The 23,954-nt window shown below is 40.2% G+C and carries 21 protein-coding genes; 15 read left to right on the top strand and 6 right to left on the bottom strand.

Going from position 1 to position 23,954, the window contains the following annotated elements:
• Positions 1–4: 4 nt before the first annotated feature.
• Positions 5–2,059, bottom strand: coding sequence for a DNA helicase IV (gene helD / locus Xets_RS07990; RefSeq protein WP_187651410.1), 2,055 nt, complete (start codon positions 2,057–2,059; stop codon positions 5–7).
• Between the two features lie 66 nt (positions 2,060–2,125).
• Here helD and yccS point away from each other — a divergent pair, with 66 nt between their 5' ends.
• The 11 genes from yccS (at position 2,126) to Xets_RS07935 (ending at position 15,367) form a co-directional block, all read left to right on the top strand.
• A complete protein-coding gene (gene yccS / locus Xets_RS07985; protein WP_187651409.1) occupies positions 2,126–4,291 on the top strand; it encodes a YccS family putative transporter in 2,166 nt (721 codons plus the stop codon).
• A gap of 301 nt (positions 4,292–4,592) precedes the next feature.
• The gene (locus Xets_RS07980) at positions 4,593–5,621 is read left to right on the top strand and encodes a radical SAM protein (protein WP_167450597.1); all 1,029 of its coding nucleotides are present in this window, start codon (positions 4,593–4,595) and stop codon (positions 5,619–5,621) included.
• Between the two features lie 70 nt (positions 5,622–5,691).
• Entirely contained in the window at positions 5,692–6,969 is a 1,278-nt protein-coding gene (locus Xets_RS07975) for an acetyl-CoA carboxylase biotin carboxylase subunit family protein (RefSeq protein ID WP_187651408.1), read from the top strand.
• Positions 6,970–6,973: 4 nt separating this feature from the next.
• Complete coding sequence (locus Xets_RS07970; protein WP_099133330.1) at positions 6,974–8,185, top strand: hypothetical protein; 1,212 nt, start codon at positions 6,974–6,976, stop codon at positions 8,183–8,185.
• A gap of 34 nt (positions 8,186–8,219) precedes the next feature.
• Positions 8,220–9,368: a DegT/DnrJ/EryC1/StrS aminotransferase family protein gene (locus tag Xets_RS07965; protein WP_099133328.1), complete on the top strand. Its 1,149-nt coding sequence runs from the start codon at positions 8,220–8,222 to the stop codon at positions 9,366–9,368.
• Positions 9,365–10,216: a hypothetical protein gene (locus Xets_RS07960; protein WP_099133326.1), complete on the top strand. Its 852-nt coding sequence runs from the start codon at positions 9,365–9,367 to the stop codon at positions 10,214–10,216. Before Xets_RS07965 ends, Xets_RS07960 begins: the two co-directional genes overlap by 4 nt.
• Positions 10,206–11,585, top strand: coding sequence for an AAA family ATPase (locus Xets_RS07955; protein WP_099133324.1), 1,380 nt, complete (start codon positions 10,206–10,208; stop codon positions 11,583–11,585). The genes Xets_RS07960 and Xets_RS07955 overlap by 11 nt, the downstream gene beginning before the upstream one ends.
• Entirely contained in the window at positions 11,582–12,442 is an 861-nt protein-coding gene (locus Xets_RS07950) for a hypothetical protein (protein ID WP_099133322.1), read from the top strand. The genes Xets_RS07955 and Xets_RS07950 overlap by 4 nt, the downstream gene beginning before the upstream one ends.
• Position 12,443: 1 nt before the next feature.
• Positions 12,444–13,529: a GNAT family N-acetyltransferase gene (locus Xets_RS07945; protein ID WP_099133321.1), complete on the top strand. Its 1,086-nt coding sequence runs from the start codon at positions 12,444–12,446 to the stop codon at positions 13,527–13,529.
• Positions 13,530–13,538: 9 nt separating this feature from the next.
• A complete protein-coding gene (locus Xets_RS07940; protein WP_099133319.1) occupies positions 13,539–14,699 on the top strand; it encodes a hypothetical protein in 1,161 nt (386 codons plus the stop codon).
• Positions 14,700–14,839: 140 nt separating this feature from the next.
• Positions 14,840–15,367: a nucleoside 2-deoxyribosyltransferase gene (locus tag Xets_RS07935; RefSeq protein ID WP_099133317.1), complete on the top strand. Its 528-nt coding sequence runs from the start codon at positions 14,840–14,842 to the stop codon at positions 15,365–15,367.
• Between the two features lie 49 nt (positions 15,368–15,416).
• Here the strand turns inward: Xets_RS07935 and Xets_RS07930 are convergent, their stop codons facing one another.
• Positions 15,417–16,040, bottom strand: coding sequence for a TfoX/Sxy family DNA transformation protein (locus tag Xets_RS07930; RefSeq protein ID WP_099133315.1), 624 nt, complete (start codon positions 16,038–16,040; stop codon positions 15,417–15,419).
• A gap of 241 nt (positions 16,041–16,281) precedes the next feature.
• Here Xets_RS07930 and sulA point away from each other — a divergent pair, with 241 nt between their 5' ends.
• Together sulA and ompA are read left to right on the top strand one after the other, a co-directional pair.
• The gene (gene sulA / locus Xets_RS07925) at positions 16,282–16,854 is read left to right on the top strand and encodes an SOS-induced cell division inhibitor SulA (RefSeq protein WP_187651407.1); all 573 of its coding nucleotides are present in this window, start codon (positions 16,282–16,284) and stop codon (positions 16,852–16,854) included.
• Between the two features lie 356 nt (positions 16,855–17,210).
• On the top strand, positions 17,211–18,335 hold the full coding sequence (ompA, locus tag Xets_RS07920; protein WP_099133313.1) for a porin OmpA: 1,125 nt from the start codon (positions 17,211–17,213) through the stop codon (positions 18,333–18,335).
• A gap of 58 nt (positions 18,336–18,393) precedes the next feature.
• Here the strand turns inward: ompA and matP are convergent, their stop codons facing one another.
• The gene (gene matP, locus Xets_RS07915; protein ID WP_099133311.1) at positions 18,394–18,843 is read right to left on the bottom strand and encodes a macrodomain Ter protein MatP; all 450 of its coding nucleotides are present in this window, start codon (positions 18,841–18,843) and stop codon (positions 18,394–18,396) included.
• Between the two features lie 207 nt (positions 18,844–19,050).
• Between matP and Xets_RS07910 the strand changes: the two genes are divergently transcribed.
• Together Xets_RS07910 and fabA are read left to right on the top strand one after the other, a co-directional pair.
• The gene (locus tag Xets_RS07910; protein ID WP_187651406.1) at positions 19,051–20,781 is read left to right on the top strand and encodes a Lon protease family protein; all 1,731 of its coding nucleotides are present in this window, start codon (positions 19,051–19,053) and stop codon (positions 20,779–20,781) included.
• A gap of 85 nt (positions 20,782–20,866) precedes the next feature.
• Complete coding sequence (gene fabA / locus Xets_RS07905) at positions 20,867–21,385, top strand: bifunctional 3-hydroxydecanoyl-ACP dehydratase/trans-2-decenoyl-ACP isomerase (protein ID WP_099133309.1); 519 nt, start codon at positions 20,867–20,869, stop codon at positions 21,383–21,385.
• 79 nt (positions 21,386–21,464) lie between these two features.
• Here the strand turns inward: fabA and rmf are convergent, their stop codons facing one another.
• The 3 genes from rmf to pqiB all read right to left on the bottom strand — a co-directional run bounded on the left by rmf (position 21,465) and on the right by pqiB (position 23,954).
• Entirely contained in the window at positions 21,465–21,623 is a 159-nt protein-coding gene (gene rmf, locus Xets_RS07900) for a ribosome modulation factor (protein WP_099133307.1), read from the bottom strand.
• Positions 21,624–21,699: 76 nt separating this feature from the next.
• On the bottom strand, positions 21,700–22,305 hold the full coding sequence (gene pqiC / locus Xets_RS07895; RefSeq protein WP_099133305.1) for a membrane integrity-associated transporter subunit PqiC: 606 nt from the start codon (positions 22,303–22,305) through the stop codon (positions 21,700–21,702).
• Complete coding sequence (gene pqiB, locus Xets_RS07890; protein ID WP_099133304.1) at positions 22,305–23,954, bottom strand: intermembrane transport protein PqiB; 1,650 nt, start codon at positions 23,952–23,954, stop codon at positions 22,305–22,307. Before pqiB ends, pqiC begins: the two co-directional genes overlap by 1 nt.

Genomic DNA, 23,954 nt, shown 5'->3' with positions numbered 1-23,954 from the left:
AAATTTACGGCTTACGCTGAATCGGTACGCCCAATCGTGCCAGTTGCTGAATGAAAACGGATGGGTTTTTCAGTTCCTGCATTAACCAAACCTGCTTCTTTGCTCGCGTCAATGCAACGTATAAAAGACGACGTTCTTCCGCATCAGGGAAATTTTCAGGTTGTGGCAATAAAACTTGTTCCATCACAGTTTCCCTCTCTGGTGCCGGAAAACTGTCTTTGCCCTGTTGCAATCCCAATATAATGACATAATCCGCTTGCTGTCCTTTAGCCGCATGAATTGTCATAAATTCAATCTTCAAATTTGGCCAGCGAGTCGGCGCTTTTTTCAATAATTCGGGTTTGAGATAGTGATAGCGTGCCAATAATATGATGGTTTCCTGCTTAGTAACATAACCACTCATTTTATTAAGCAATGCCTCTAGCTGCTCTTCCGGTAAAATCACAACCGATTTTTTATTGCCTTTTGTCAGGCTAGTGAGACCCTTCTTTAATTGATAAGGATTTTGTTGCACAAATTGATTGGCAATCTCCCCAATACGGCCATTAAAGCGATACGCCATATCCAATGCACATTCAGCCCCTTTACCAAAATAGGTTGAAAATGCTGTCGTTAACGATAATTCAGTGCCACTAAAGCGATAGATTGACTGCCAATCATCTCCCACAACAAATAAATGACTTTGCTTATTTTGTGCCTTCAATACCGTTAATAATTTGATCCCCAAGGGGGAAATATCCTGAAATTCGTCCACCAGAATATGTTTCCACGGGCTGATAAATCGACCTTTCTGTAAAATATTCACCGCCTGATGGATCAAACCAGAAAAGTCGACTGCCCCTTCAGATTTCAATGCCAATTTCCAAGCTTTCAGCAAAGGTGCCATAAGTCGTAGACGTTTCTGAAATACATCAATATAAGCAACAGGAGCCTGTTCAATCATCTCTTTTTGACTGCTACCATGCATACGCATTAATTCCAGCCAACGTTCTAAGCGAACGGATAAGCGAGCCGTCAATGACCTATCATGCCAATATTCACCTTCCGGCAATTGCCAATCCAATTCTTCATTCAACCATTCTCGCCAACCTTTAGCTTGTGCTTTTTTTTCTCCACACTGTTTTTGCCATTCTTGCATGAGAAAATCACGGCGTTTTTGGGCATCAATTTCCAGCTCGCTAATTTTGGGTGACTTATTGCTACCTTGCTGAATAATATGCAATGCCAGGGTATAAAATGTTTTTGCTTTTATTTCCTGAGTTCCCAAACGAGTCTGAATACGTTCATTTATTTCATCAGCAGCCGGGCAATTGAAAGCCAACAACAAAATTTGCTCAGGAAGTGCTTGTTGACGTAACAATAACCATCCTGCACGCGCAACTAAAACAGATGTTTTTCCACTGCCCGCCCCCGCTAATACCAGAATATTTTGTTCACCATTAATAATTGCCTGACACTGAGAATGATCAAGTGGCGACGTTTCTATTGTCTGGAAAAATTGCTCATATTGCACCAGCATGTGATTAACCCATTGCCGGTTCAGCGTTTGGATTATCTTTTCACCCTCCTCTAACCAATCCAGACAAATCTTATAATTGTCGTGACAATTTTCAAATTGTACGACTCGTTGTAATGGCAAGGGTAAAGCCTGAAATGTTTCTTGGATTTGTTGCTGTACGGAAGCCAAATCAGCAGTTTTCAGCCAACGATTCTGTTGTTTGATTTTAATTATTTCATTTATTTGAGCTGCCAGAACATCAGCACTGACATCACTCATGTCGACGCTCCATTTTTGCCATTCTTTTAATAGATAATGGTAAAAACGTTGTGTTTGCTGCCACTCAGTACCATGCAAACGAACCACTTTTCCTTCTGACAATTCAAATTCCAGTTCCCCCCAAACAATCCCTCGCTTACACTGAATACTAATTAATTGATTAAATGGAATAAGGTACTGGTGCTTGTCACCGCTCACTTCAATGCCAGCATTCAGTAGACGTACCCGATTATAAGGGTGCTGAGCGAGGCGTTGGCCGATTTGCGTTGATTTTAGTTCCATTGTCGTGGCACCGTACCTGAAAATTGTTGAACTACTTCATCACGTAAATGTTGTTAGGAGTATTTTGTGCTAACGGTTTTATCCAGCTCCCGCCATTTTCTGTATAACAGTCACACTCTCTATTATATCCGTATATTCATTGCTCTGACAGGAACCACTCTCATCCCCTGGCTATTAGGGGAAGAACTCAAAATAACAATTCCACTGCTGTTGGGTGTCGTTGCGGCAGCATTAACTGACTTGGATGACCGCTTGGTTGGGCGATTACGTAACCTCACTATTACCTTAATTTCTTTCTTTGTTGCTTCGACTTCTATTACACTGCTGTTTCCTTATCCATGGCTTTTTATGCTTGGTTTGGCAATATCCACTTGTGGCTTTATCCTGCTTGGTGCACTGGGACAACGTTACGCCACCATCGCTTTTGGTGCTTTACTGATTGCTATTTATACTATGCTCGGTTCGTCAATCTTTCCTCTCTGGTATCAACAGCCTTTGTTACTGCTCACCGGAGCAATCTGGTATAATTTGCTGACATTAACAGGCCATTTATTATTTCCTATTCGCCCCTTGCAAGAAAATTTAGCACGCTGTTATCAGCAACTTTCAGTATATCTCTATGCTAAAACCAGCCTTTTTGATCCCGACAGTGAGGCTGAAGAATATAAACAGTCTGTGTTTGATGTTGCCATGGCGAACAGTGCATTAGTCGCAATGCTCAATCAGGCTAAAAGTTCTTTGTTAAGTCGTTTGAAGGGAGACAGGGGACAACGAGGTACTCGCCATACATTGCATTATTATTTTGTAGCTCAGGATATCCATGAACGCGCCAGTTCATCCCATGTTCAATATCAAAAAATAAGAGAAGTGTTTCGCCACAGTGATGTTATGTTCCGCGTCCAGAGGTTGCTTTCCATGCAAGCGCGGGCATGTGAACAGGTTGCACAATCTATTATCCTGCGTAAGCAATATCAACATAACCTGCGGTTTGAAAGTGCATTCAGCTACCTTGAAAGTTCTATTGAGCGTTTAAGAAATCAGCAAGGTACTGACACTAAGATTATGGCATTTGATAATTTGTTGAAAAATTTACGTGCCATTGACGCCCAATTAGCCGGGCTGGGCTCAGATCAATATCTTCTTTCTCAGAATACCTCTCTAAAAGATAAACAAGAAGAAACACAGTTATCCGAGGAGGCTTTAACTGGCTGGCATGATATATGGTTTAGGATCAGAAGCCACCTGACACCACAATCTGCCCTATTTCGCCATGCTATTCGTATGTCCATTTTGCTGTGTACTGGTTATGCCATTATTCAGCTATTTGATTTACAGCGTGGATATTGGATCTTGCTAACCAGTTTATTTGTCTGCCAGCCAAATTATAGCGCCACTCGCCGCCGTCTGGCTTTACGTGTGATTGGTACACTGGCGGGGATTCTAATTGGCCTGCCTATTCTCTATTTTGTTCCTTCTATTGAAGGTCAATTAGTATTGATTGTTATTTCTGGCATGCTGTTCTTTGCCTTTCGTAATAGCCAATATGCACATGCAACGATCTTTATCACTTTGCTGGTATTACTGAGTTTCAATTTATTAGGCGAAGGATTTGAAGTAGCGCTGCCAAGAATCATTGATACATTAATAGGTTGTAGTATTGCTCTACTTGCCGTCAGTTTCATCTGGCCAGATTGGAAATTCCGTCAATTGCCTCAAGTAATTACCCGCACAATGGGAGCTAATTGCCGCTACCTTAGCGCAATTTTAACCCAATATCACCAAGGCAAAAGCAATAGTCTGAATTATCGGGCCGCCCGTCGTGAAGCTCACAATTATGATGCTGAACTGGCATCAGTGATTTCAAATATGGCATCGGAACCCAAAGATTATCGTATCTCCCAAGAAGCCGCTTTCCGTCTACTTTGCCTTAATCACACCATGTTAAGTTATATTTCTGCATTAGGTGCTCATCGAGATAAACTTAACGATCCGGCAATTTTAGACATTCTTAATAATTCAATCTGTTATGTTGAATCCACATTAGAACAAGGCCAGATAAATGATGCTACATTGCAAGCCTCGGTAAATAATTTGTTAGAAAAAATTAATCTGACACCTTCTGAAAGTAACAGTAAAGTCCAGCTTATACTACAGCAAATAGGATTACTCATTGAACTATTACCAGAAATTGTTTGTTTAAAAAAACAAATTAGTGATCAAGAACCACATTAATAAGTCATTTCCAGGGGCAATGCTGCCCTTGGAAATGAAATGATTGCTTCCCAATAATTTAATAAACACTATTAAAAAACCACCATCAAATAAATTATATAAATAAATATCCCATCAATTTTAATAAAAATTGATACTTACAAATATTAATATCATAAGCATTCGTTTTTGATATTGATTATATGCGAAACTTCTGTAAAGTCTCAAATCTCTAAAAAAACAACAATCAATTATATTTATTTTACCTTTTATTGATAGTAATAATTATCACTTTTGAATCTATAAACAAATGGAAAATAATATGGAAGAGACTATTGCCATTGCTAAATACCCTATTGGTCTGGATCCGGAAAAGCTTTTTGCCACCCCTAAACTTAATTATGCATTTATACGCATAAATAATATTTGTAATGCACGTTGCGAATTTTGCGATGTGTGGCAAACCGCTCAGATTGATGCACACAAACAAATAGACATGATTAGACTTTGGCAAGAGTTAGAGGCCCTCTCACCACAGGAAGTCAATATTCATGGAGGAGAAGCTTTTTTATCAAAAGATTTTCTGGCGATTCTGGATTGTAACAAAAATACACCAATCTCCATTACAACCAATGGAACTGCTTTATCAAAAAAGATCTTCAATCGTGTACAAAACAAGAGCCATCTTGTCAGAAAATTTTATATCTCAATTGATCATGTAGATCCCCAAAAAAATGGCGAGTCACGAGGCATTCGTTGGTTAACAAACAATCTTTATGATGCTATGGAATATATTAAGCAGGAAATACCCGGCTCTATTATTGTCGTCAATCATGTTGTTACTTCATTAAATTATGACACTATCGATAAATTCCTGCTTAAAATGGCCGAACTGAGCGTTGATGGTGTTAATCTTATTCCGATTAAAGATTATCCTTTGCTGTTTTTAAATACTGCGCAAATTAAGTTATTTATGCAGAAAATAAATACTCTACTGGAAAGTAAACAGATTTCACGCCATCTATTTATGGATGCCAATTATGAAATTTTCGGCCGCAATGAGGAGGATTATTGCCGCGCTGAAATGGGACATTATAACGCGTCTGGCAAAAAAGCATGTGCCATTCCATTGACAACACTATTTATTGATGCCGTAACAGGAAATGTCTACCCTTGCGATACCACGATGTATCGACCAAACCCTGAGCAATATATTATGGGGAATGTCTTGGAAAGTTCATTACACGATATTTGGCATGGTGATAAATTCTCACTCTTCCGTAAAAAAATGTATCCCGTAATCACTTGTAACTGTATTAAAGGCTGTGATCCTGCCAATAGATTAAGGTAAAACTATGTCTCTAGAAATACATATCAATAATCAGGCTAGTTTTCATTACGGGAAGCCGACTATCTTCTGTATGCCAGATATCAAAGATAGTGAACGTTTTGTTCAACTCTGCTATCAATATCATTTAAATCTTATTCTGTTGATCAAGAAAAAATGGCTGGACTCAACGGATTGCTCTTTAGCATTAGCATATATAGTGGTTGATGATCCGTTAGCTAACCACGCCTGTAAAAAAATAATAGAAGCACTAAAACAGGTCAAAGACACACTATCAATTATCACAGCTCCAATTCACATCGATTACTTTATGGCTTTTTCTGAGCTTCATGTTGAATTGATGGCTACCATCGCAACCCATATTAACCAAGATACCCACATAATTGATGTAGCCCAGTCATTTAGAGATAAATGGATAATGCGGAATACTGCCAATGAACGAGGGCTATTTTGTCCCAAATTCACGCTGGCATCAGAAATACTAACCTCACCTGAACATTTCGAGGTCTTTACTGAATCCGTTGAGAATTCTGCCAAGCACAAAGGCAATCAGGTCGGTTTTATTGTAAAGCCACGTTCATTTTGGGGATCGATGGGAGTTACCGAGCATCCAGACCGCACTTCCTTGTTTCATGCATTACAGGAACTTGATGCACCTGAAGAGTATCTAGTGGAAGAAAAAATCCAGGGTAAATTACTGCATGTTGATGCAGCAGTATTCCAACATAAGGTTATCTATCAAGGCATCGGAGCTTACGCCTGTTCATTACTTTCTTCCGATCAACCCAAACCCAGTCATTTTATATGGCACACCATGCTGCCAAATTCTCCTGATAGCCACAGGCTGTTTGAATTTAATCGACGGGTATTGCAAGCATTCAATCTCGAATACGGTTTTACTCATACTGAAATCTTCATTGAAGAAAATACCGACAATCTCATACTTTGCGAAACCGCATCACGTCCACCAGGACTCAGACTATTCGACCTTCATGCGCAAGCCTATAGTAAGCATGCCTTTGATGTCTTTATCAATGCATTAATTTCCCCTGCTTCGGTTTGCAAAGAGCCTTCTTTCTCCATAGAGAATGCTGATCTCAATTGCATTGGCATGATCATTTTTAACCCACCGATTGGAAAAGTAAAATCCATAACTCCTATAGAAGAAATTATTGATGAGCATGTGATTGAATGGGAGCAATATGCCAAAACGGGTAGTTATTTTTCCAACACCCATTACACTGAAAAAATGGGGTATATTATTTGCTCCGCTAAAAATGAACATGAGTGTTTGAAATATTTAAACCATTACAACGCTAAATTCCATTACACAACCATAAAACAAGATTAATACGATGATAAGATATTTGTTTCTTATTTCTTTATTTATTAATGGTGTTGGATCAAGTATTCTTGCCGTCGGATATCCCTATATATTATTATCTGATAATATGCCAGCAACATACTATTATGCCAATATGGGTGTCATATTTTTATTCACATCTATTGGCGCTTTGTTATGGGGCTATAAAATTGATTACTCAACAGATATTTGGAGCTTTCGTATTATTATATTGTTGATTGAAATCTTTAGCACACTGTTATTATTAATATTGCTATTGAGCAAAATAACATTCCCCCCTATTATGTTGCTTTTGTTTATTTCATTATTGGAATTTCTTTTTGCCTATGAAATTCCATGGTCTCGTGTTGCCTGGCATGAACTTAATGACTGGACAAAGCAACAAGGTGGTAAGCATTTGAATGTCTCTCTCTATATTGTTATTGCTACATCGCTTATTTCAGCTCTTGGCCCTGGATTTGGTGCCTTACTGGGGATTACTCAAGGAATAGATACGATTGTGACTATCAAGTTATTCTCTCTGCTGCCTTATTTTTATGTCTGCTATCTTATGATAAAAATGCAAATAAAACGTACAGCAGAGCAAAAATCTCAGTTATCCGTTGGGTTACGTTCTGTGTTTCAACAGCGCTATTATAAGATATTTGCCATTGCTATTGTCTTCACAATTTTTGCCAATGCGTTTTTGATGGTGGCACTCCCTGTTGTTGTTATGGAAAGTTTGGCGAATGAAAGTTATGGATTGGTCACCCTATTCTATTTACTCAGTGCCCTGATACCCATTCTCTGTACAACATTACTCAATAAAACAAGCGTTGATAATCGTATCCAACGTTATCCCATTTCAATATTTATTGGTCTGTTTATATTTGGTATTCTGTTTTTTCAGCTGCAAATTTTTTATGCAAAATCCTTTTTCTATTTACTCTATAACATTGCAATAATTTATTTCAATATCTTAATTACCAAGACCATTTATCAAAAGGGACTGGAAATGCAACAAGGTCGTCTATTTTCTTTATTTCAGATCACAATGAATTTTTCATTCCCAATAGCTGCAATCACCGTATCCATTGCTCCTGGCTCCACACAATCTTTTTTACCTGTGGTCAGTTTCTCCATACTTTTACTGATTGCAATAGCTGTTTATTTAATAATTCAAATGAATAAAGTACCTGCTCCGGTTCATCATTGGCACAGGTGATATTAATAAAAATATTGATTATTAGGATTATACTATGTCATATCTTAGACCTTACCTCGGTAATACCAAGATTGCTGATAATATACAATACCGCTTGCAAACCGTTCTTGATAATAAAGCGGTATTTAGATATGCCACAGAGAGCCAATATTGCTGTCAGGCAGAAAGGCTGTTACAAAATATTCTGCATACCCAACATGCCATCCTACTGACAAATGGTACTGTCGCGCTCAAAGCGGCTTTGCTTGGACTTAGGCCCAAAATAGGGCAATGGGTACTCATTCCTTCCATTTCATTTATTGCTACTGCCAATGCCGTGCTCAGTTGTGGATTAATCCCTGTTCTCGTTGATGTCGATGACAATGGCATGATGTGTCCAGAGGAATTAAACAAGACGTTAAATCAAATGGATACCAAACCTCTGGCAGTCATTGCCGTTCATTTGGAAGGCACTGCTGCTTCAATTGCTGAAATCGCCCAAATTTGCCAACAACATAATGTGTACCTGATTGAAGACTGTGCACAAGCGATGGGGGTAAAATATCAAAATCAGCCTGTGGGCACATTTGGCGAATATGGCTGTTTCAGTTTTCAGGCCAATAAATTAATCAGTAGCGGTGAGGGAGGTTTACTGATTGCCAAAAATAATTCTCTGTTCACCAATGCCTGCATGATGACTGACCACGGTGCTGAGCGTACAGCAGAAGGCTATCCAGATTGGAGCAATAGTATTGGTTTTGGTGACAATAATAAATTCAATGAAATACAAGCTGCATTACTGATTAACCAACTGGAAAATATTGAACAGTTTCGTGCCTTATTAATAGAGCGTTATCAAACAATCCTGCAACATTTACCCATAGATTGGATCACCCCACGCCCGGAGGGTACGATACCCGTTTCTGTCTGGTTAAAACGCAGCAAATTGCCCAAAGATCGCTTCAATTCAACCCTACTATATGATTGGCAAGCCTGGGATCTGGCTAACCATCCGATTATAAAAAATCAGCTTTCTCCCTACTCTGACCATTTCCCTTGGGCTCTGCAAGACAGTCCATTCCCTGCATCAGCATTAGAAAAACATAAAGTCATCGTGAGTGACCGCATTTGCCTCCCTGTACCTATTGATAATGCGACTTACGAAAATGTTTTACAGTGGGCTATGGAAGGGAACCTATCATGATATCAGACAAGAACTTTTTCACTCAGCTCAGCGGGAAAAATCAGCCTGTCCAATATGTGTTGGGAGGCTCTTGTATCTGTTACGCAAAAGGTGTACCTGCCCGACTTTCACTACAAGATTTGATCGATTCTGTGTTGCCAGCAATTATCGCTTCACAGCACAATTCCCCTGTTTATCTCTATTTTCAATCCCATGAAGCAATCATGATGGCCGACTTGTTGCATTTTGATCCTCAACAAGCTAACCACAAAACAATGAGAGAATGGTTAGAAGCCGGCATTGTTTATACTTTGGAGCAGCTTAACATCCCTTTACCCCCAATCTATTGGGTGGATACCTCCGAAGATAAGATCCGCCAGCATATTGATCAATTGGTTCCTCACATCAAGACGGTGTTGCCAACCTCAATGCTATATGGTCTCTACGCCAAAAAACCGGATGCTACTTATCCGCAGGGAACAGATGAAGAACAGATGATGTTGGATGTGTATTACCGCAACATTACCCTTTATACCCCCGAATTCCTCAGCACAGCACTTGAAATTTCTCCAGAGCAAACGCTGTTTGTGGAAAATACCACGCAACAAAAAGCAATCCAGATTTACTATCATGCCATTGGGCAGAATTGCAATATATTGCTTTACACCCCGCCACCAAACACACAAGGTAAGGAAATGTGTTTGGGCAATGGCAATCATAAAATCGAGTTACGTCTTACCGCAAAACAGATTATGCATCGTGCCGCTAAAATTGGTCATGACGATTATTATCAGACCGTCTTTAATCAGCATTCTATTGTAGATATCATGCGAGGCTGGCAATTAAAGGTATTAGGCAATGAAGCATAAAACTGTTGTTGTCATTAGAGGAACACCGGCAAGTGGTAAATCCACAACATGCAACCGCTTGAAAGATGTTATGCTGGCGCAGGGACTCACCGTCTCCTATTTACCATGGGATACTTTTCATCATTTTGTTGAACCAAGAACACACCTTACGCCAAAAATCATCATGGAAGATACCTTGCGGTTGTTAAAGGTTGCTGATGATTGCCTTGATGCGGGCAGTGACTTGATCATTCTGGATGGCGTATTCATTTATCCTGAAGAAATTGACGCTATCCATTCCCTATTTACGCGAAAAGGTGTTCGAATTCTGCATTATCGGCTCGTTGCGCAGGAACCAACACTGATTATCCGTAATCAGGAGCGAGCTTTAGAAGATCGTTTGCCAGCCTCCCGTATCAGAGAAGTCGCCCAGGATAGTTTATGGGATTACAATGTACCTCATGAAACTTTGCTTGATAGCGCGAAATATTCTCCAGACAGTATTGTCGCACTGATAAGCCAGGCAATTATGCAACAATCTGCACCAATAGCTTTTTTTACCAATCCAACCACATCTCATTTATGGCGTTTAGGAACAGCATTACGTTACCCTGAACTCCGGCGTTTTGAGCATGTTGATCTGGTTTGGCAAGAAGGTCAGCAACAGTGGCAAAGCAATACTTTCTTCGATTTCACTTTTACGGCCCAAGAAGAAAAAGCATTACTCTCTTTTTTAAAGCTGCAACCTGTTTTATTTAAGTATCTGAACGCAAAATCCCGCGCCTATTTCTACCTGCATGATTTAGCACAACAGCAGGGTTTACAATGTCATGAAGAGAGCAAATGGTCAGCCCCTATTGTCAACGTACCTCCTAAAACAACAGTCGCTGACTTTCTGATCCAGCACTCAACACGATTAAAACGCAGTCTTAAGAAAGCACGCACTCACCATACCGTCACCCGTTACAGTACATCGAGTCAAACTGAGCAATTGTGGCAAGATGCGCTGTATGTAGACACAAAAGGCTGGAAAACCATTCAACAGAGTGATATGCGCAGCCTGAGCCGTGAGGACCTCCAATATCTCCCCGGCCTGTTATCCAAAAGTAACCAATATCATCTGGCAGTCACTTATGACGATAACGGAACTCCTGGTGCCTGGTCATTGATGATAAAGAACGGTGCGGGTCAATGGTATGCCGCTAAATGGGGTTGTAGCTATCTGGGTAGAGAAAAATTAATGGGAATCAATTGTCTGATTAGTCATCTGGAAACGCTCTATTGCCCTTATACTGGCCTTCAACTTGATCTATGGGGCAGAGAAAATGAATTCTATGACCAGTTAGCCAATGAATATATTGAGCGTCTTCATCTCAGGATCACACCATGATATCTCACCGCAATCTACTCTCTTTGCAAGGTATACCGTCTCAGCAAGATGTCATGAATTATGGCTGTTCAGTACGAGACTTTTTCCGCGAAGATCTACAAGCCGTGGCGACTCAGGGCTATTGCCTGATGCCAGAGTGGATATGTCAAAGCATGGTTGAATCTGTTTACGCAGCCAATTGGCAACCACTCTTCTATCCTGTTTTACCACCAAAGCAAGCCAGCATGATTTTGCAAGCGGATATCCAGGCTACGATGGCAATGCTAAACTCTCTTCCACAACCATGTGCCATACTTCTCGCTCATCCTTTAGGTTATATCGATCCAGGCTGCATGGAATTTTTGCGAGAAATGCAAAACAACCCCAATATTCATGTATTTCTGGATCTTTCTCAGGGTTATGGAAAGAAAGATTGTTTACAGGAACTCCTGCATGTTCATGCCGCTTATTATTCTTTCAACGGCAATAAACTTATCCGTACTGGTGGAGCATTGCGCCTTCGCCTAACAAACAGAGAGCATATTCCCTCTTCTGTCAGAAATATTTTTACTACTTTTTACACCGCAGCCGAAGAAAAATTCGCGGCATTGAAAGAGCACCTACAATCTCACTTTATTGAAGATGATATCCACAATGTCTCACTGTACGCTTCTTACCAATCAAGCCCCTATCGTACTGTATTAAATTGGGAGAAATGTTCTCCCTCCCTGCAAACATTACTTAAACATCAGGGAATGGTTCAGCCGTTACTTGCCAAACCTCGACAAGAAAAAGAGCATGCCAGCTTAAATTATCATCAATGGTGTGAAAAAGTTATGTTGATGTTTAATTCACCAAGAGTTGAATGGAGTCAGTAAAATGTTAGAACTCAAACAAGTTACCCCTCAATCTCCCTTGTGGAATTCATTTCTTCATCTTTATGGAGAATATTTTCAACGCCATTGGCCAGAAGTCTTTGGGGATCAGTCAGAAGAGGCTATTGCAAAGGAAAACCATACTATCCTTGAACAACGCATCCTACAAGGTGACAGGGGGCTGTTTTTGTTGCTAACTGCCGGACAATTAGCGGGATTAGCCAATGTGTATCTTGAACGGGAAGAAAAAGTGACCCTGAATATTGCTGAATTTTATATCAGGGATGAATACCAGCGCCAGAAGCTGGGTTATGGGTTATGGCATGCCATGTTGCAATGGGGACGTCGCCACGGTGCCACATATGTTCATCTGGAGACAGATGCAGGAAAAAATGCCAACTTTTTTTGGCAATCTCATGGGCTTTCAAGCCATCAAGTAGATGGACGCATATACTACAATGGCCCCATCCCCCCGTTAAAGATACTGTGGATCAGACATGGGAAAATTATCTCGCTTGACCATTTAGATTACTGTCCTGAAGATAATGTGATCGCCCTTGATGCCACTTCAATCAAACAGGCTGAAGAAATTGGTAGACGAATATTAGGGAAACTTCCGTGGCAAAATATTTATACCTCACCGCAACGCCGGGCACTTGAAACTGCCAAAGCCCTCCGCTCAACATATAAATCTTGTTCAATACAAGAAACTGATGCGCTTTGTGAATTCTTTCCAGAAGAGCTTATTGGTATGAAACTTGCGGATATTCCGCATCGCTATGGTGAAGATTATGCTTATCGGTTACTGTATACCCCCCTTGATTCTCCTTTCAAAGATTCAGAACAGGTGATGGACGCGGCTGATAGAATCCATCGTTTTATTATGCAAATTGGCGATGAGCTTTCAACATCTTCTATGCGGATTATTATCTCCCATCAAAATTTGCACAATATTTTCTTAGCTCATTTAATGACAAATAATCTCAATCTTTCTGGACGATTACATCTTAATAACCTCCATGGTAGTACTTTTTTATATTGTCCTTATACCAAACAATTTGATATAGAAAATGTAAATATTCCTTTATGAGAGAACAATATGTTAAAAAATATTCCATATATTATTTTTGACGCAGACCCATTCTGTTTTGGCCCAATATCCACCACGTTAAATGTGGTGGAAAAATTAAAGCACCGGAATAAATTAACACCGGACACTAAATTTATTTTATTAGGCACACTGACTTCTTCTCAATTAGGTCAAAAATCCGGCCTATTTGATGAAATTTATGAATGTGATACCACTTCAGTTACAGAACTCTCACGCTATTCTGAGCTTATTTCTGGTGCAAGTTTGTATATCATTAATACTAACCTTAACTCGATTGATTTCGTTGTAAATTTTAATACATCAATCATCTATATCGACACGCTATTTTGGATGTGGGATAATCTTCATGTTGATCTGCACAAAATTGACAAGACATTTATTCAAGACTTTCATGGAATAGAACGCAATATTGAACGATTCCATGATAAGCTTGGTAATTATCAGGTTATTCCACCAATTCTTCACAATTCTCTGCAACAATGCATGATGGATGATCACCCTCCAGAAGGTATATTAATTACTCTTGGTGGCATTGATACAGTCTACGCTGATACAACAGATTTTTATTATCATTTCCTCGAAGAGTTATTGTCTATTCCCTATCTGCAAAATGAAACCAACATTACTATTGCAGGCGGGGGTAAAACTATCGTAAATTTGGCAGAAATATTTGCCAAAACACATCCTCATATCCATATTGGCTGTTTTTCAAGGCATGATTTCCTGCAAAAATTACACCGTGCTCGTAAGGTATTAGCCAATCCGGGTCTGACAACATTTTATGAATGTGTCGCTCTCAATAAAGATGTTTTTTTCTTACCACCACAAAACTATAGTCAACAATTACAATTAGAAGTGTATCTACAAAATTATTATAGTCATGAATACGGTTTATTATGGCAACCGGAATATGGTTATCCTGATATTCCCCCATATCTACCAGAGAAAGAAGGATTAGCATTAATTAAAAAATGCAATAACTTATTTATTAATAACCCTAAAGAAAGAAAACGTGCCATGAATAAGATAAGTCAATTTCTTGAAAAAGAAAAAAACAACACTAATTCCTGTCATGACATTTTTCAAAATAATTCAGATGATATCATTGCTGATTACATTGAAAATAGGTTCTCCAATCAAAAATTGTAATACATAACATAGCCATAAGTTAGATATAACACAACAATGAAAATGCAATTTATTCCAATAATAATTTTTTAATATCTGTATAAAAAATTATTATCATCTATTCATAAATATTAAAGCTTATTTCCATAAGAGGCGACCCTATGTCCATAATATTTTCTGATGTTAAAGTATTTGTTGGTGGCCCTATCCAACACGCATTGAAATTAAGGTTATTAGACAATAACTTACAAGTTCACATTAAATCTGCTATTCACCATCTGGAATCACTGGGTGCAGAAGTTTTTTCGGCTCATCGTACAGAGCAATTTGGCGAAACAACACACTTATTTACTCCTGAGGAAGTTTCCCAGCGGGATCGCCAATGGATGGAACAATGTGACATTTTTGTTGCCATTTTGCCTGTCTGCCCACAACAGAAACAACTAATAAGAACAGATGGCACCCATATTGAGTTAGGTTGGGCTTCCGCCTTAAAACGTCCTATCATATTAGTCACCGAAAAACCCTTTGATAACTCTGCCAGCCATCTACTAAAAGGCCTGTCTGCTATTGCTCAGGTTCATCATGTTCCCCTGAATGATTTTGAACATGATCCGGCTATATTAAGCCATACCATTCAGTATATAGTAGAAGAGAAAGTTACCCAAAAAACCTCAGCCGTCGCATGAAACCAGGAAATAGTAGGGGCTAACGCCCCTATTCACCAAATTTTACTTATTATGGATGATTATCTGAATTATGGTAAACCCATTCGCTATGCCAGCTAATTAATTCGTCACGTAATTTTTCTGGTAATACCGCAACATGACACCCTTCTATTGCGCCTGCTAATGCAAGCAATAAACTGACATTTGTTTTTTTCCTATGTTGCTGGAGTTTGAGGTAAGTCGCTTTTGCCCCCAATATTCGTAATTCTTCTACTTTAGAAATACCTACTTTCCATAATTGCCTTTCTAAAGCAATCCCTAAGTTAGGGAGATCTTTCAGCCTAAGAGGCATTTTCTGCCTATCAATTATTTCCTTGATTGTGTATTGGTAGGCTAAATTTACATATTCAAATAACTGTTTTTGATCCTGCCAAAGTAATTCATTAACACGGTAATACCGCAAAGTCACAGGTATTCCTCTTTTTGAATAAATAAATTTTTCCATTCCCCTGGCTTTAAATAGTACCTCAGCATGACTATTTCCTCGTAAATAAAGCTCTCCATCAGAACTGATAGCAAATAAAACATCATCAATTAATAATCCAATGCCGCCAAATTGAGATTTTTTCTTAAGCGTTCCCAGTGAAGATACACCATGTTGCAATTGAGCAAAACGATCCCCAGATAAAAACATTTTTTATCACTCCATGAATCACATTCCAAAGTAATGTTTAATCATGCCTTCTGTTAATAAAATAGATAACTAGAACAATTAATTAAAACCATACGCAATCTATTCCCAACTGCCAATCGTTAAGGCAGAAAAATCCTAATTTCTGTAAATTTTTGCGAAGCGCTTTGAAAAAAAGAGACTTGCTTTTAATCAAATATCGTTATACTGTATAAATGTACAGCTTATTATGGCGAGGAACATTATGAGCATCCGATCAGCATGGGAATATCTCATCGAGAAAAAAACAACAGCTACTGACACAACCGTAGACGAACATAAAACAGACAAAACAATGGTTGGGATGACCATGAAAAGAATGTCTTTTGTGAAACTACCTCAATGCACTGCACACATGATAAAAGGCATGGTCAGTGAGCTGGTTTACAACGAACACCAGCCTGTCATTAATCACATTCTTCTACCTTTATTGCACCAGTCTGGAAAAGAAAATCGATGGTTACTTTGGGTAAATCCTAATAAGAGGTTAAGTCGCCAATGGTTAATAGATGCTGGGCTTCCCTTAAATAAAGTTATCCAACTAAACCAAATTCGCCCTATTGCTTCAATTAATGCCATGGAAAAAGCGTTGGCAAGCGGTAATTATAGCGTTGTATTGGGTTGGTTACCGGAATTATCAGAATATCAATTAAATACGCTACAAATAGCGGCGCAAAAGGGTATTACTCTTGGTTTTATTATGCGACCACAAAATTTATCACATCCATTTATTGCGCAATCGAATAGGCTACAAATTTACTCTAATTATTATCATTGACTAAAATTAGGATTAATCTCAATATTTTTTATGAAAATTAAGCTACCCATTGATAATCATTATTGTTTGCAATGAAAATCAATATATTAATACTGTAATTATTGTAAACATTCGTCAAAAACATTTATGTTTTGTCAGTCGGTAATTAAATTTTTTGTGTCATGAATCACAGTGCACTTGTAACTTTTTAACTTCGTTGTAGACTTTACACAGTTTAGGGAGTTGTGCTGACCGCTCTTATATTTCAGAACACATCTTCTGATTAAAGCATGGTTACCTAACAGAACATTTTAACCAGTGGCTAACAATAAGGCTTTTAAAGCCAATTGCCTATTTGGATGATAACGAGGCGTAAAATGAAAAAGACAGCTATCGCAGTAGCAGTGGCAGTAGCAGCTTTCGCAACTGTTGCTCAAGCAGCTCCAAAGGACAACACTTGGTATACCGGCGCTAAGCTGGGTTGGTCTCAATACCATGACGCAAATTTCTACGGTAATGGTTATGATAACCGGATTGGCAACGGTTCTCCCCATAAAAACCAGTTAGGTGCGGGTGCTTATGTCGGTTATCAAGTAACCCCATACTTAGGCTTTGAACTGGGTTACGATTGGTTAGGGCGCATAGCTTATAAAGGCAGCACTGATAATGGCGCTTTCCGTGCCCAAGGCGTTCAGTTGACTACTAAACTCAGTTATCCAGTACTGGACAATCTGGATGTTTATACTCGTCTTGGTGGTATGGTATGGCGTGCAGACTCTTCTGCGACCTACAATTCCAATGCATTAGCTGGAACGGGTCCAAAAGACCAACGTAGACTGAAAAACGACGACACGGGTGTTTCTCCTCTGGCCGCGATTGGTGTCGAATACGCATTGACAAAAAACCTGGCAACCCGTCTGGACTATCAGTGGGTTAACAACATCGGTGATGCCACCACCGTTGGTGCCCGCCCAGATAACGGCCTGCTGAGTGTTGGTGTTTCTTACCGTTTCGGACAAGATGAAGCTGCGCCGATCGTTACCCCAGTAGCACCTCCAGTTGTGCCTGCGCCAGCTCCTGTGGTTGAAAGCAAGAGCTTTACCCTGCGCTCTGATGTTCTGTTCAATTTCAACAAATCGACACTGAAAGCAGAAGGTCAGCAGGAACTGGACAACCTGTATAACCAACTGGCTAAAATCGATCCAACCCAAGGCAAGGTTCTGGTAGTCGGTCACACTGACCGTATTGGTAGCCAAAATTACAACCTGCCACTTTCTCAGAAACGGGCTCAGTCTGTGGTAGATTATCTGGTTGCTAAAGGTATTCCGGCAGATAGTATCCAGGCAGAAGGCCGCGGTAAGGAAAACCCTGTCACTGGTTCTACTTGTGACAAAATTAAAGTTCGTTCTAAACTTATCGACTGCCTGGCTCCAGATCGTCGTGTAGTCATCAACATTCAGGGCACTACTGAAGTTGTGACTCAGCCAAAAGCTGCTCAGTAAGGCTATTCTGATCAATTCATTAAAAACCCCATTTAAAATGGGGTTTTTATCAGTAGACTTATTTCCCTAATATTGCTTCCAGATCCTGCTTCAAACTCGACATTTGGTGAGTATACTTTTCCCGATATTCAGCATCTTCCAATAGCTGTATGATTGTTTCTGACAGGGTATTGCCACGACGTCGGGATAGCGCTGAAAGCCGCTGCCAAACACGAAAATCCAAGTCAATGGATTTCTTACGCGAGTGTTGGTGTTCAGCATTAAAATGACGTTTACGCCGTGCCCGAATCGTTTGCTTCATTCGATTGGACAAATCCGGATTCATATGCAGAGCAATCCATTTCAGTACCTTGACTGGCTCGCTTTCTAAATTCATTAATTCATTGACCGCATCTTGCGCAGCACTTTTTTCAATGTATTTAGTAATCGACTCACCTTCACGGTGTTTTTTTGCCAAATAAGCCCATTTCCAGCCACATTCCAGATTTTCCAATTGTTGATATTTCATTTCATCTCTCAGTGACAGCGTAACTTCAATTAAGCATAGCAACTATTTCTTTAAATTGCCTATAACAACACAGAATATTGGCATATTTTACAGGCAATGAAAGCGCTGGCTCAAATGTCGTTTCTTTCAAAATTCTGGCATGTCGGTTCACTGCCTAATCTTGTATAATAAATGTTTCCCTTTTCACTATATGATGTAGCTATCACCTTGACGAATATAAAACTAGACTGGCAGGCATTACAGCCAAACAATGCGCCTTATCAGGCACTCTTTAATTCTGTCGCTGAATTGACCCCCATCACAGTGGATGTGGTTCAACCCAGGCTGCATAGTGGGTTATCCCTTTTTTGTCAGTCCTCCCTGCGTCAACCTTTTATGCTGCTGAAAGCAGAAGAAAGTGATGTTTATCTGTCTTTTCTATCCAATACTATTTCCTCTTTGCTGCCGGAGAGCTATCCAAATATCGGTGGTTATTACCAGATAGAACACCAAACCATCACCTGGCACTCTTCAGGAGAAGGTATTTTTGCGCCAACTGAACGAGTTGCTTACCGTGAGTGGATTGAGCCAGAACAATTATTTGGCAATGTCTATACGCACCAAGGGATACTTCAACTGCAACCGGGCCTTATCCATCAAGTCAATGGTGGTATCTTGATTTTGCCTTTGCGCACCCTACTCTCTCAGCCATTGATGTGGGTTCGTCTCAAGCAAATGATTATTCAGCGCCGTTTTGACTGGCTGTCACACGATGAAAATCGTTCCCTGCCATTGCCGATACCTTCAATGGAATTAGATTTGCGTCTGATTTTAGTCGGTGACAGGCTCAGTCTTGAAGAGTTACAGGCTACTGAACCTGAGCTGGCAAGCAGTGCATTGTATGGCGAATTTGAGCTGGATATGTCCTTTCATGCAGAAGATGATCTGACAATATGGTGCCAGTACGTTAATGGAATCATTCAGCAACAAAACTTACCTCCATTAAGTGCTGATGCCTGGCCTGAGTTGATTAAACTTGCTACCCGTTACACAGAAGATCAATTCCGGTTACCTCTGGATATTCAATGGATACAGCAAAAATTGGCAGCCGCTGCCAATTATCAGCAGGAAAAACAGATCACCAAACATTCCCTGCAACAAGCGGAAGATAATCGTACCTGGCGTCATAGTTATTTGGCTGAACGCAGCATAGATGAAATTCTGAAAGGCCAGATATTGATTCGCACACAAGGCTCAGTTATCGGCCAAATCAATGGGCTATCTGTACTCGAATATCCTGGACATCCTGATCCAATGGGTGAGCCTTCTCGTATCAGTTGTGTTGCTCACTTAGGAGATGGGGAATTTATCGATGTAGAACGCAAGGTTGAATTAGGCGGCAATATTCATGCAAAAGGCATGATGATCATGCAAGCTTATTTAATTTCTGAATTGAAATTAGAGCAGCCACAACCGTTCTCTGCTTCGATTGTATTTGAACAATCCTATGGTGAAGTGGATGGCGACAGTGCTTCACTCGCCGAATTGTGTGCCCTTATCAGCGCCTTGTCACAACAACCTATCGACCAGCAAATTGCCGTTACTGGTGCCGTAGATCAATTTGGTTATGTCCAACCTATTGGTGGCGTTAATGAAAAAATTGAGAGTTTCTTCCGTATATGTCACTACCGAGGGTTAACCGGTCATCAGGGTGTCATTATTCCAACCGCAAATGTTCAACATTTGTGCCTAAATCAAGATGTTATTGATGCGGTAAAGAATGAGCAATTTCATATTTGGGCAGTTGAGCATGTTTCTGAGACTATATCATTGTTAACGGGTATTCCTTATTGTGATCCACAAAAAGAACACTTGTTAGCTATGATATGTGAACGCATTGTACAAGCTAATATTCAAGAACGACCTCGGCTTCCTTGGTTTCTCCGCTGGCTAGATTGACTCCATTGTTATCTGATCGGAGTTGTTGGGCGTACAAGTGTACGCTATTCTCTAGCCCTACACGATTATAAGGCTATCTGAGAATATGTTTAAAAAACAAGAGTCCTACACGAAAGAAGAACTTCAAGCCTCTGGGCAAGGTAAATTGTTTGGTGAAAATGGGCCACCGCTGCCTTCTGGCAATATGCTGATGATGGATCGCGTCACGAAAATGACAGAAACCGGCGGTATTTACGATAAGGGGTATATCGAGGCTGAACTCGATATCAACCCTGAGTTGTGGTTTTTCGATTGTCATTTTGTCAATGATCCTGTCATGCCCGGCTGCCTCGGCCTTGATGCCATGTGGCAGCTTGTCGGTTTCTTCCTGGGCTGGATCGGTGGAGAAGGTAAAGGCCGTGCACTTGGCGTTGGGGAAGTCAAATTTACTGGTCAGGTATTACCAACAGCCCAAAAAGTGACCTATCGCATTAATTTCAAGCGTGTCATTAATCGCAAATTAATTATGGGTCTGGCTGATGGTGAAGTTCTGGTAGATGGCAAACTGATTTATACTGCGACTGATTTGAAAGTAGGCTTGTTTAAGGATACTAGTGCCTTTTAATCAACTTTTATTATAGCCTCTCTGTCTCCAATGCTGAGCACCTCCGCTACTGCGGAGGTGTTTCGCCTTTTTGATTAACTCACACACGATCTTCTTGTGCTTGGCGCCATCCCCCTAACCAATACGAACGAGCATCCAATGAATGATAAGGACAATGTTCCCGTGACCGTCCCAAAATGCCTGCATAATAGCCTCTGGAAAGTGCTCTTGCTAAACGGTCTCTTTTCTGTCTTTTCATGCCTTACTTCCTCACTTGTTACTATGAAAATAAAACAATGATCGTTTTTATCCGATTGGTTCTTATGCATACTCGGTTAACGTTGCAAAGAGAGTTGCCTGGCAATGGATTTGACTAACTGGCTATACCCCTCAGCTAAAGTAAGCACTAATTCAGTGTAGCCATCTTTTTCCTGTTTCAACTTAAGGCTGAATGGCCGCCTAATCACTCTGTCTGAGTTAGACAATAGCCAATAGCCTTCAATCAATACCTGACCATCATAGCGCCCGTGAAAAGCAGTTATTGTGATATCCAGAGCGTCTGCATCTTTTTCTAATTCCTGCTGGGAAACCAAACGATGTGGAAATGCTGCACTCAGTTCTGAAATCAATACTTGTTGTAACTGTTGCTGCAATGGGCTAGCCCATAAATGGTTCGATGCACTGATATAGCTCACCTCCCCCGTCTGATACACAATTCCTGGAGCGGCAAGGTAGTCAGAAAGGTTAACCCTTTTTATCCACAACTGCCGTTCATGTTTAGCGCCCAATTTACCTTCCTGCAATACCCGGTTAGCTAAGACCGGTAACTGATAATATGTTTTTGATGACTGGCTATCGCTGCATCCCGCAATAAGCCCAGTTCCAACAATAAACACACTGGCGGAAATAAAAAATGCCAATTTTGAAATCAATTTTTTCATCAGTTAGGCGCCTTTTTGGGTTCAGGATCTTTTATCGCTTCAGCTTCAAATACCAATGCATTACTCTTGTTATTGAGAGTCTTCAAAACAGGTTGTAATTCACGTAATACCTGCTCCAACTGTTGCATATTATCCATCAGCTTACTATAAGCTGGTGAGCCTGGCTGGATCCCCTGCATACTGCGGTTCAACTCATGTAATGTATTTTGTATATCTTTAGGCAGTTCCTGTGCTTCCTTACTCGCCAGAACGCGATTTAATTCATCCATTGTTTTCTGCGCTGTTTTGATTGCTTTTTGACTTTCTTTAAGCGTCTGTGTTGCCTGAACAAGCACCGGTTCAATCGGCATATTGTTGATCTTATCCAGCACCGTAGTGACTTTTTGTTGAATTTGCGCCAAGCCACTACTTACTGTAGGCAAAGTCTTATAACCCGCGATTTCATATGGGCCTTTCCAGGGTTTCTCATGAGTGAAAAAGTCCAGATCAATAAACAACGCACCTGTAAGTAAATTGCCTGGTTTCAAAGTAGCTCTCAACCCCTTGGTAATAGTTTCCTTCAATTCTTTGTCTGTGTTGAATCCATTACCTAACTCTTTCACGAATCGCCCAGGCTCTACATGAATCAATATAGGAATACGGAAGTCATTGTCGATGCGCTGCTTAATATCTTCACTATAAAAAGGAACTCTTGCTACCGTCCCTACTCGAATACCACGGAATTCGACAGGCGCTCCCGGCTGTAAGCCACGAACAGAATCAGAGAAAAACAGTAAAAAGTCTGTATGCTCTGTATACAGCGCGTTTTGGATACTTTTTTCGCTATCGTAGAGTTTAAAGACCTCTTTTTCCTTCACTGAATTACCCAATTCCCAACCTTTTGGTACATCAAAACTAACGCCCCCGCCAAACAAAGTCGATAATGAAGTAACTTCAACCCGTATACCTTGTGATGACATATCAAATGTGACACCACTGTCTTTCCAGAATCTGACATTCGTAGTCAGTAAAGCATCATAAGGTGATTTAACGAAAATTTGGTAACGAACCAATCGGGATGTTGGATCAAAGGTACTGGCCTCAACTGAACCCACACGATATCCCCGAAATAGCACTGGATCTCCGGGAGTTAATCGTCCTGCTTTTTCACTGGTCAAAATCAGACGAATGCCTTTTGCATCAGGGGAAGCAAGCGGTGGGGCATCAAGCAATGAAAAGCGGTTTTCTTCTCCTCCTAGTGTGCCGGGTTGTAATTCGATAAAAACACCGGACAGTAATGTACTTAGACCAGAAACTCCTTCACGGCCAATCTGAGGTTTCACAACCCAGAAAGCAGTATCTGTGCGTAGCAAGCGACTCATCCCATCATTTAGACGGGCTTTAATGATAACTTGCCCCAGGTTTTCGCTCAAAGACACGTTTTCGACAACACCCACGTCAACGCTGCGGCTTTTAATTTTAGTTTTACCTGCCTCAATACCTTCAGCATTAGAAGTAATCAATGTGACTTCTGGCCCCTGATGACTGAAATGATAAAACAGTATCCAAGCCCCAATCAGTACGGTGATAATTGGTACGATCCATACCGGTGACCAACTCTTAAGTTTACGAATTCTGGCCTGAGTCAGATCTTCTTCTTTATCCGTCAC

The organism is Xenorhabdus sp. TS4 (assembly GCF_014467265.1).
Classification (GTDB): domain Bacteria; phylum Pseudomonadota; class Gammaproteobacteria; order Enterobacterales; family Enterobacteriaceae; genus Xenorhabdus; species Xenorhabdus ehlersii.
Note: the sequence above shows the minus strand (reverse complement) of the source record. Positions and strands in the feature narration are given on the sequence as shown.

What these genes read in the sequence shown, in the direction of transcription:
- Xets_RS07965 (WP_099133328.1), top strand. Translation starts at nt 8,220, where the DNA reads ATGTCATATCTTAGACCTTACCTCGGTAATACCAAGATTGCTGATAAT.
- Xets_RS07940 (WP_099133319.1), top strand. Translation starts at nt 13,539, where the DNA reads ATGTTAAAAAATATTCCATATATTATTTTTGACGCAGACCCATTCTGT.
- Xets_RS07970 (WP_099133330.1), top strand. Translation starts at nt 6,974, where the DNA reads ATGATAAGATATTTGTTTCTTATTTCTTTATTTATTAATGGTGTTGGA.
- matP (WP_099133311.1), bottom strand. Translation starts at nt 18,843, where the DNA reads ATGAAATATCAACAATTGGAAAATCTGGAATGTGGCTGGAAATGGGCT.
- Xets_RS07930 (WP_099133315.1), bottom strand. Translation starts at nt 16,040, where the DNA reads ATGTTTTTATCTGGGGATCGTTTTGCTCAATTGCAACATGGTGTATCT.
- Xets_RS07935 (WP_099133317.1), top strand. Translation starts at nt 14,840, where the DNA reads ATGTCCATAATATTTTCTGATGTTAAAGTATTTGTTGGTGGCCCTATC.
- fabA (WP_099133309.1), top strand. Translation starts at nt 20,867, where the DNA reads ATGTTTAAAAAACAAGAGTCCTACACGAAAGAAGAACTTCAAGCCTCT.
- pqiC (WP_099133305.1), bottom strand. Translation starts at nt 22,305, where the DNA reads ATGAAAAAATTGATTTCAAAATTGGCATTTTTTATTTCCGCCAGTGTG.
- rmf (WP_099133307.1), bottom strand. Translation starts at nt 21,623, where the DNA reads ATGAAAAGACAGAAAAGAGACCGTTTAGCAAGAGCACTTTCCAGAGGC.
- Xets_RS07980 (WP_167450597.1), top strand. Translation starts at nt 4,593, where the DNA reads ATGGAAGAGACTATTGCCATTGCTAAATACCCTATTGGTCTGGATCCG.
- Xets_RS07945 (WP_099133321.1), top strand. Translation starts at nt 12,444, where the DNA reads ATGTTAGAACTCAAACAAGTTACCCCTCAATCTCCCTTGTGGAATTCA.
- Xets_RS07950 (WP_099133322.1), top strand. Translation starts at nt 11,582, where the DNA reads ATGATATCTCACCGCAATCTACTCTCTTTGCAAGGTATACCGTCTCAG.
- helD (WP_187651410.1), bottom strand. Translation starts at nt 2,059, where the DNA reads ATGGAACTAAAATCAACGCAAATCGGCCAACGCCTCGCTCAGCACCCT.
- Xets_RS07955 (WP_099133324.1), top strand. Translation starts at nt 10,206, where the DNA reads ATGAAGCATAAAACTGTTGTTGTCATTAGAGGAACACCGGCAAGTGGT.
- ompA (WP_099133313.1), top strand. Translation starts at nt 17,211, where the DNA reads ATGAAAAAGACAGCTATCGCAGTAGCAGTGGCAGTAGCAGCTTTCGCA.
- Xets_RS07975 (WP_187651408.1), top strand. Translation starts at nt 5,692, where the DNA reads ATGCCAGATATCAAAGATAGTGAACGTTTTGTTCAACTCTGCTATCAA.
- Xets_RS07960 (WP_099133326.1), top strand. Translation starts at nt 9,365, where the DNA reads ATGATATCAGACAAGAACTTTTTCACTCAGCTCAGCGGGAAAAATCAG.
- sulA (WP_187651407.1), top strand. Translation starts at nt 16,282, where the DNA reads ATGAGCATCCGATCAGCATGGGAATATCTCATCGAGAAAAAAACAACA.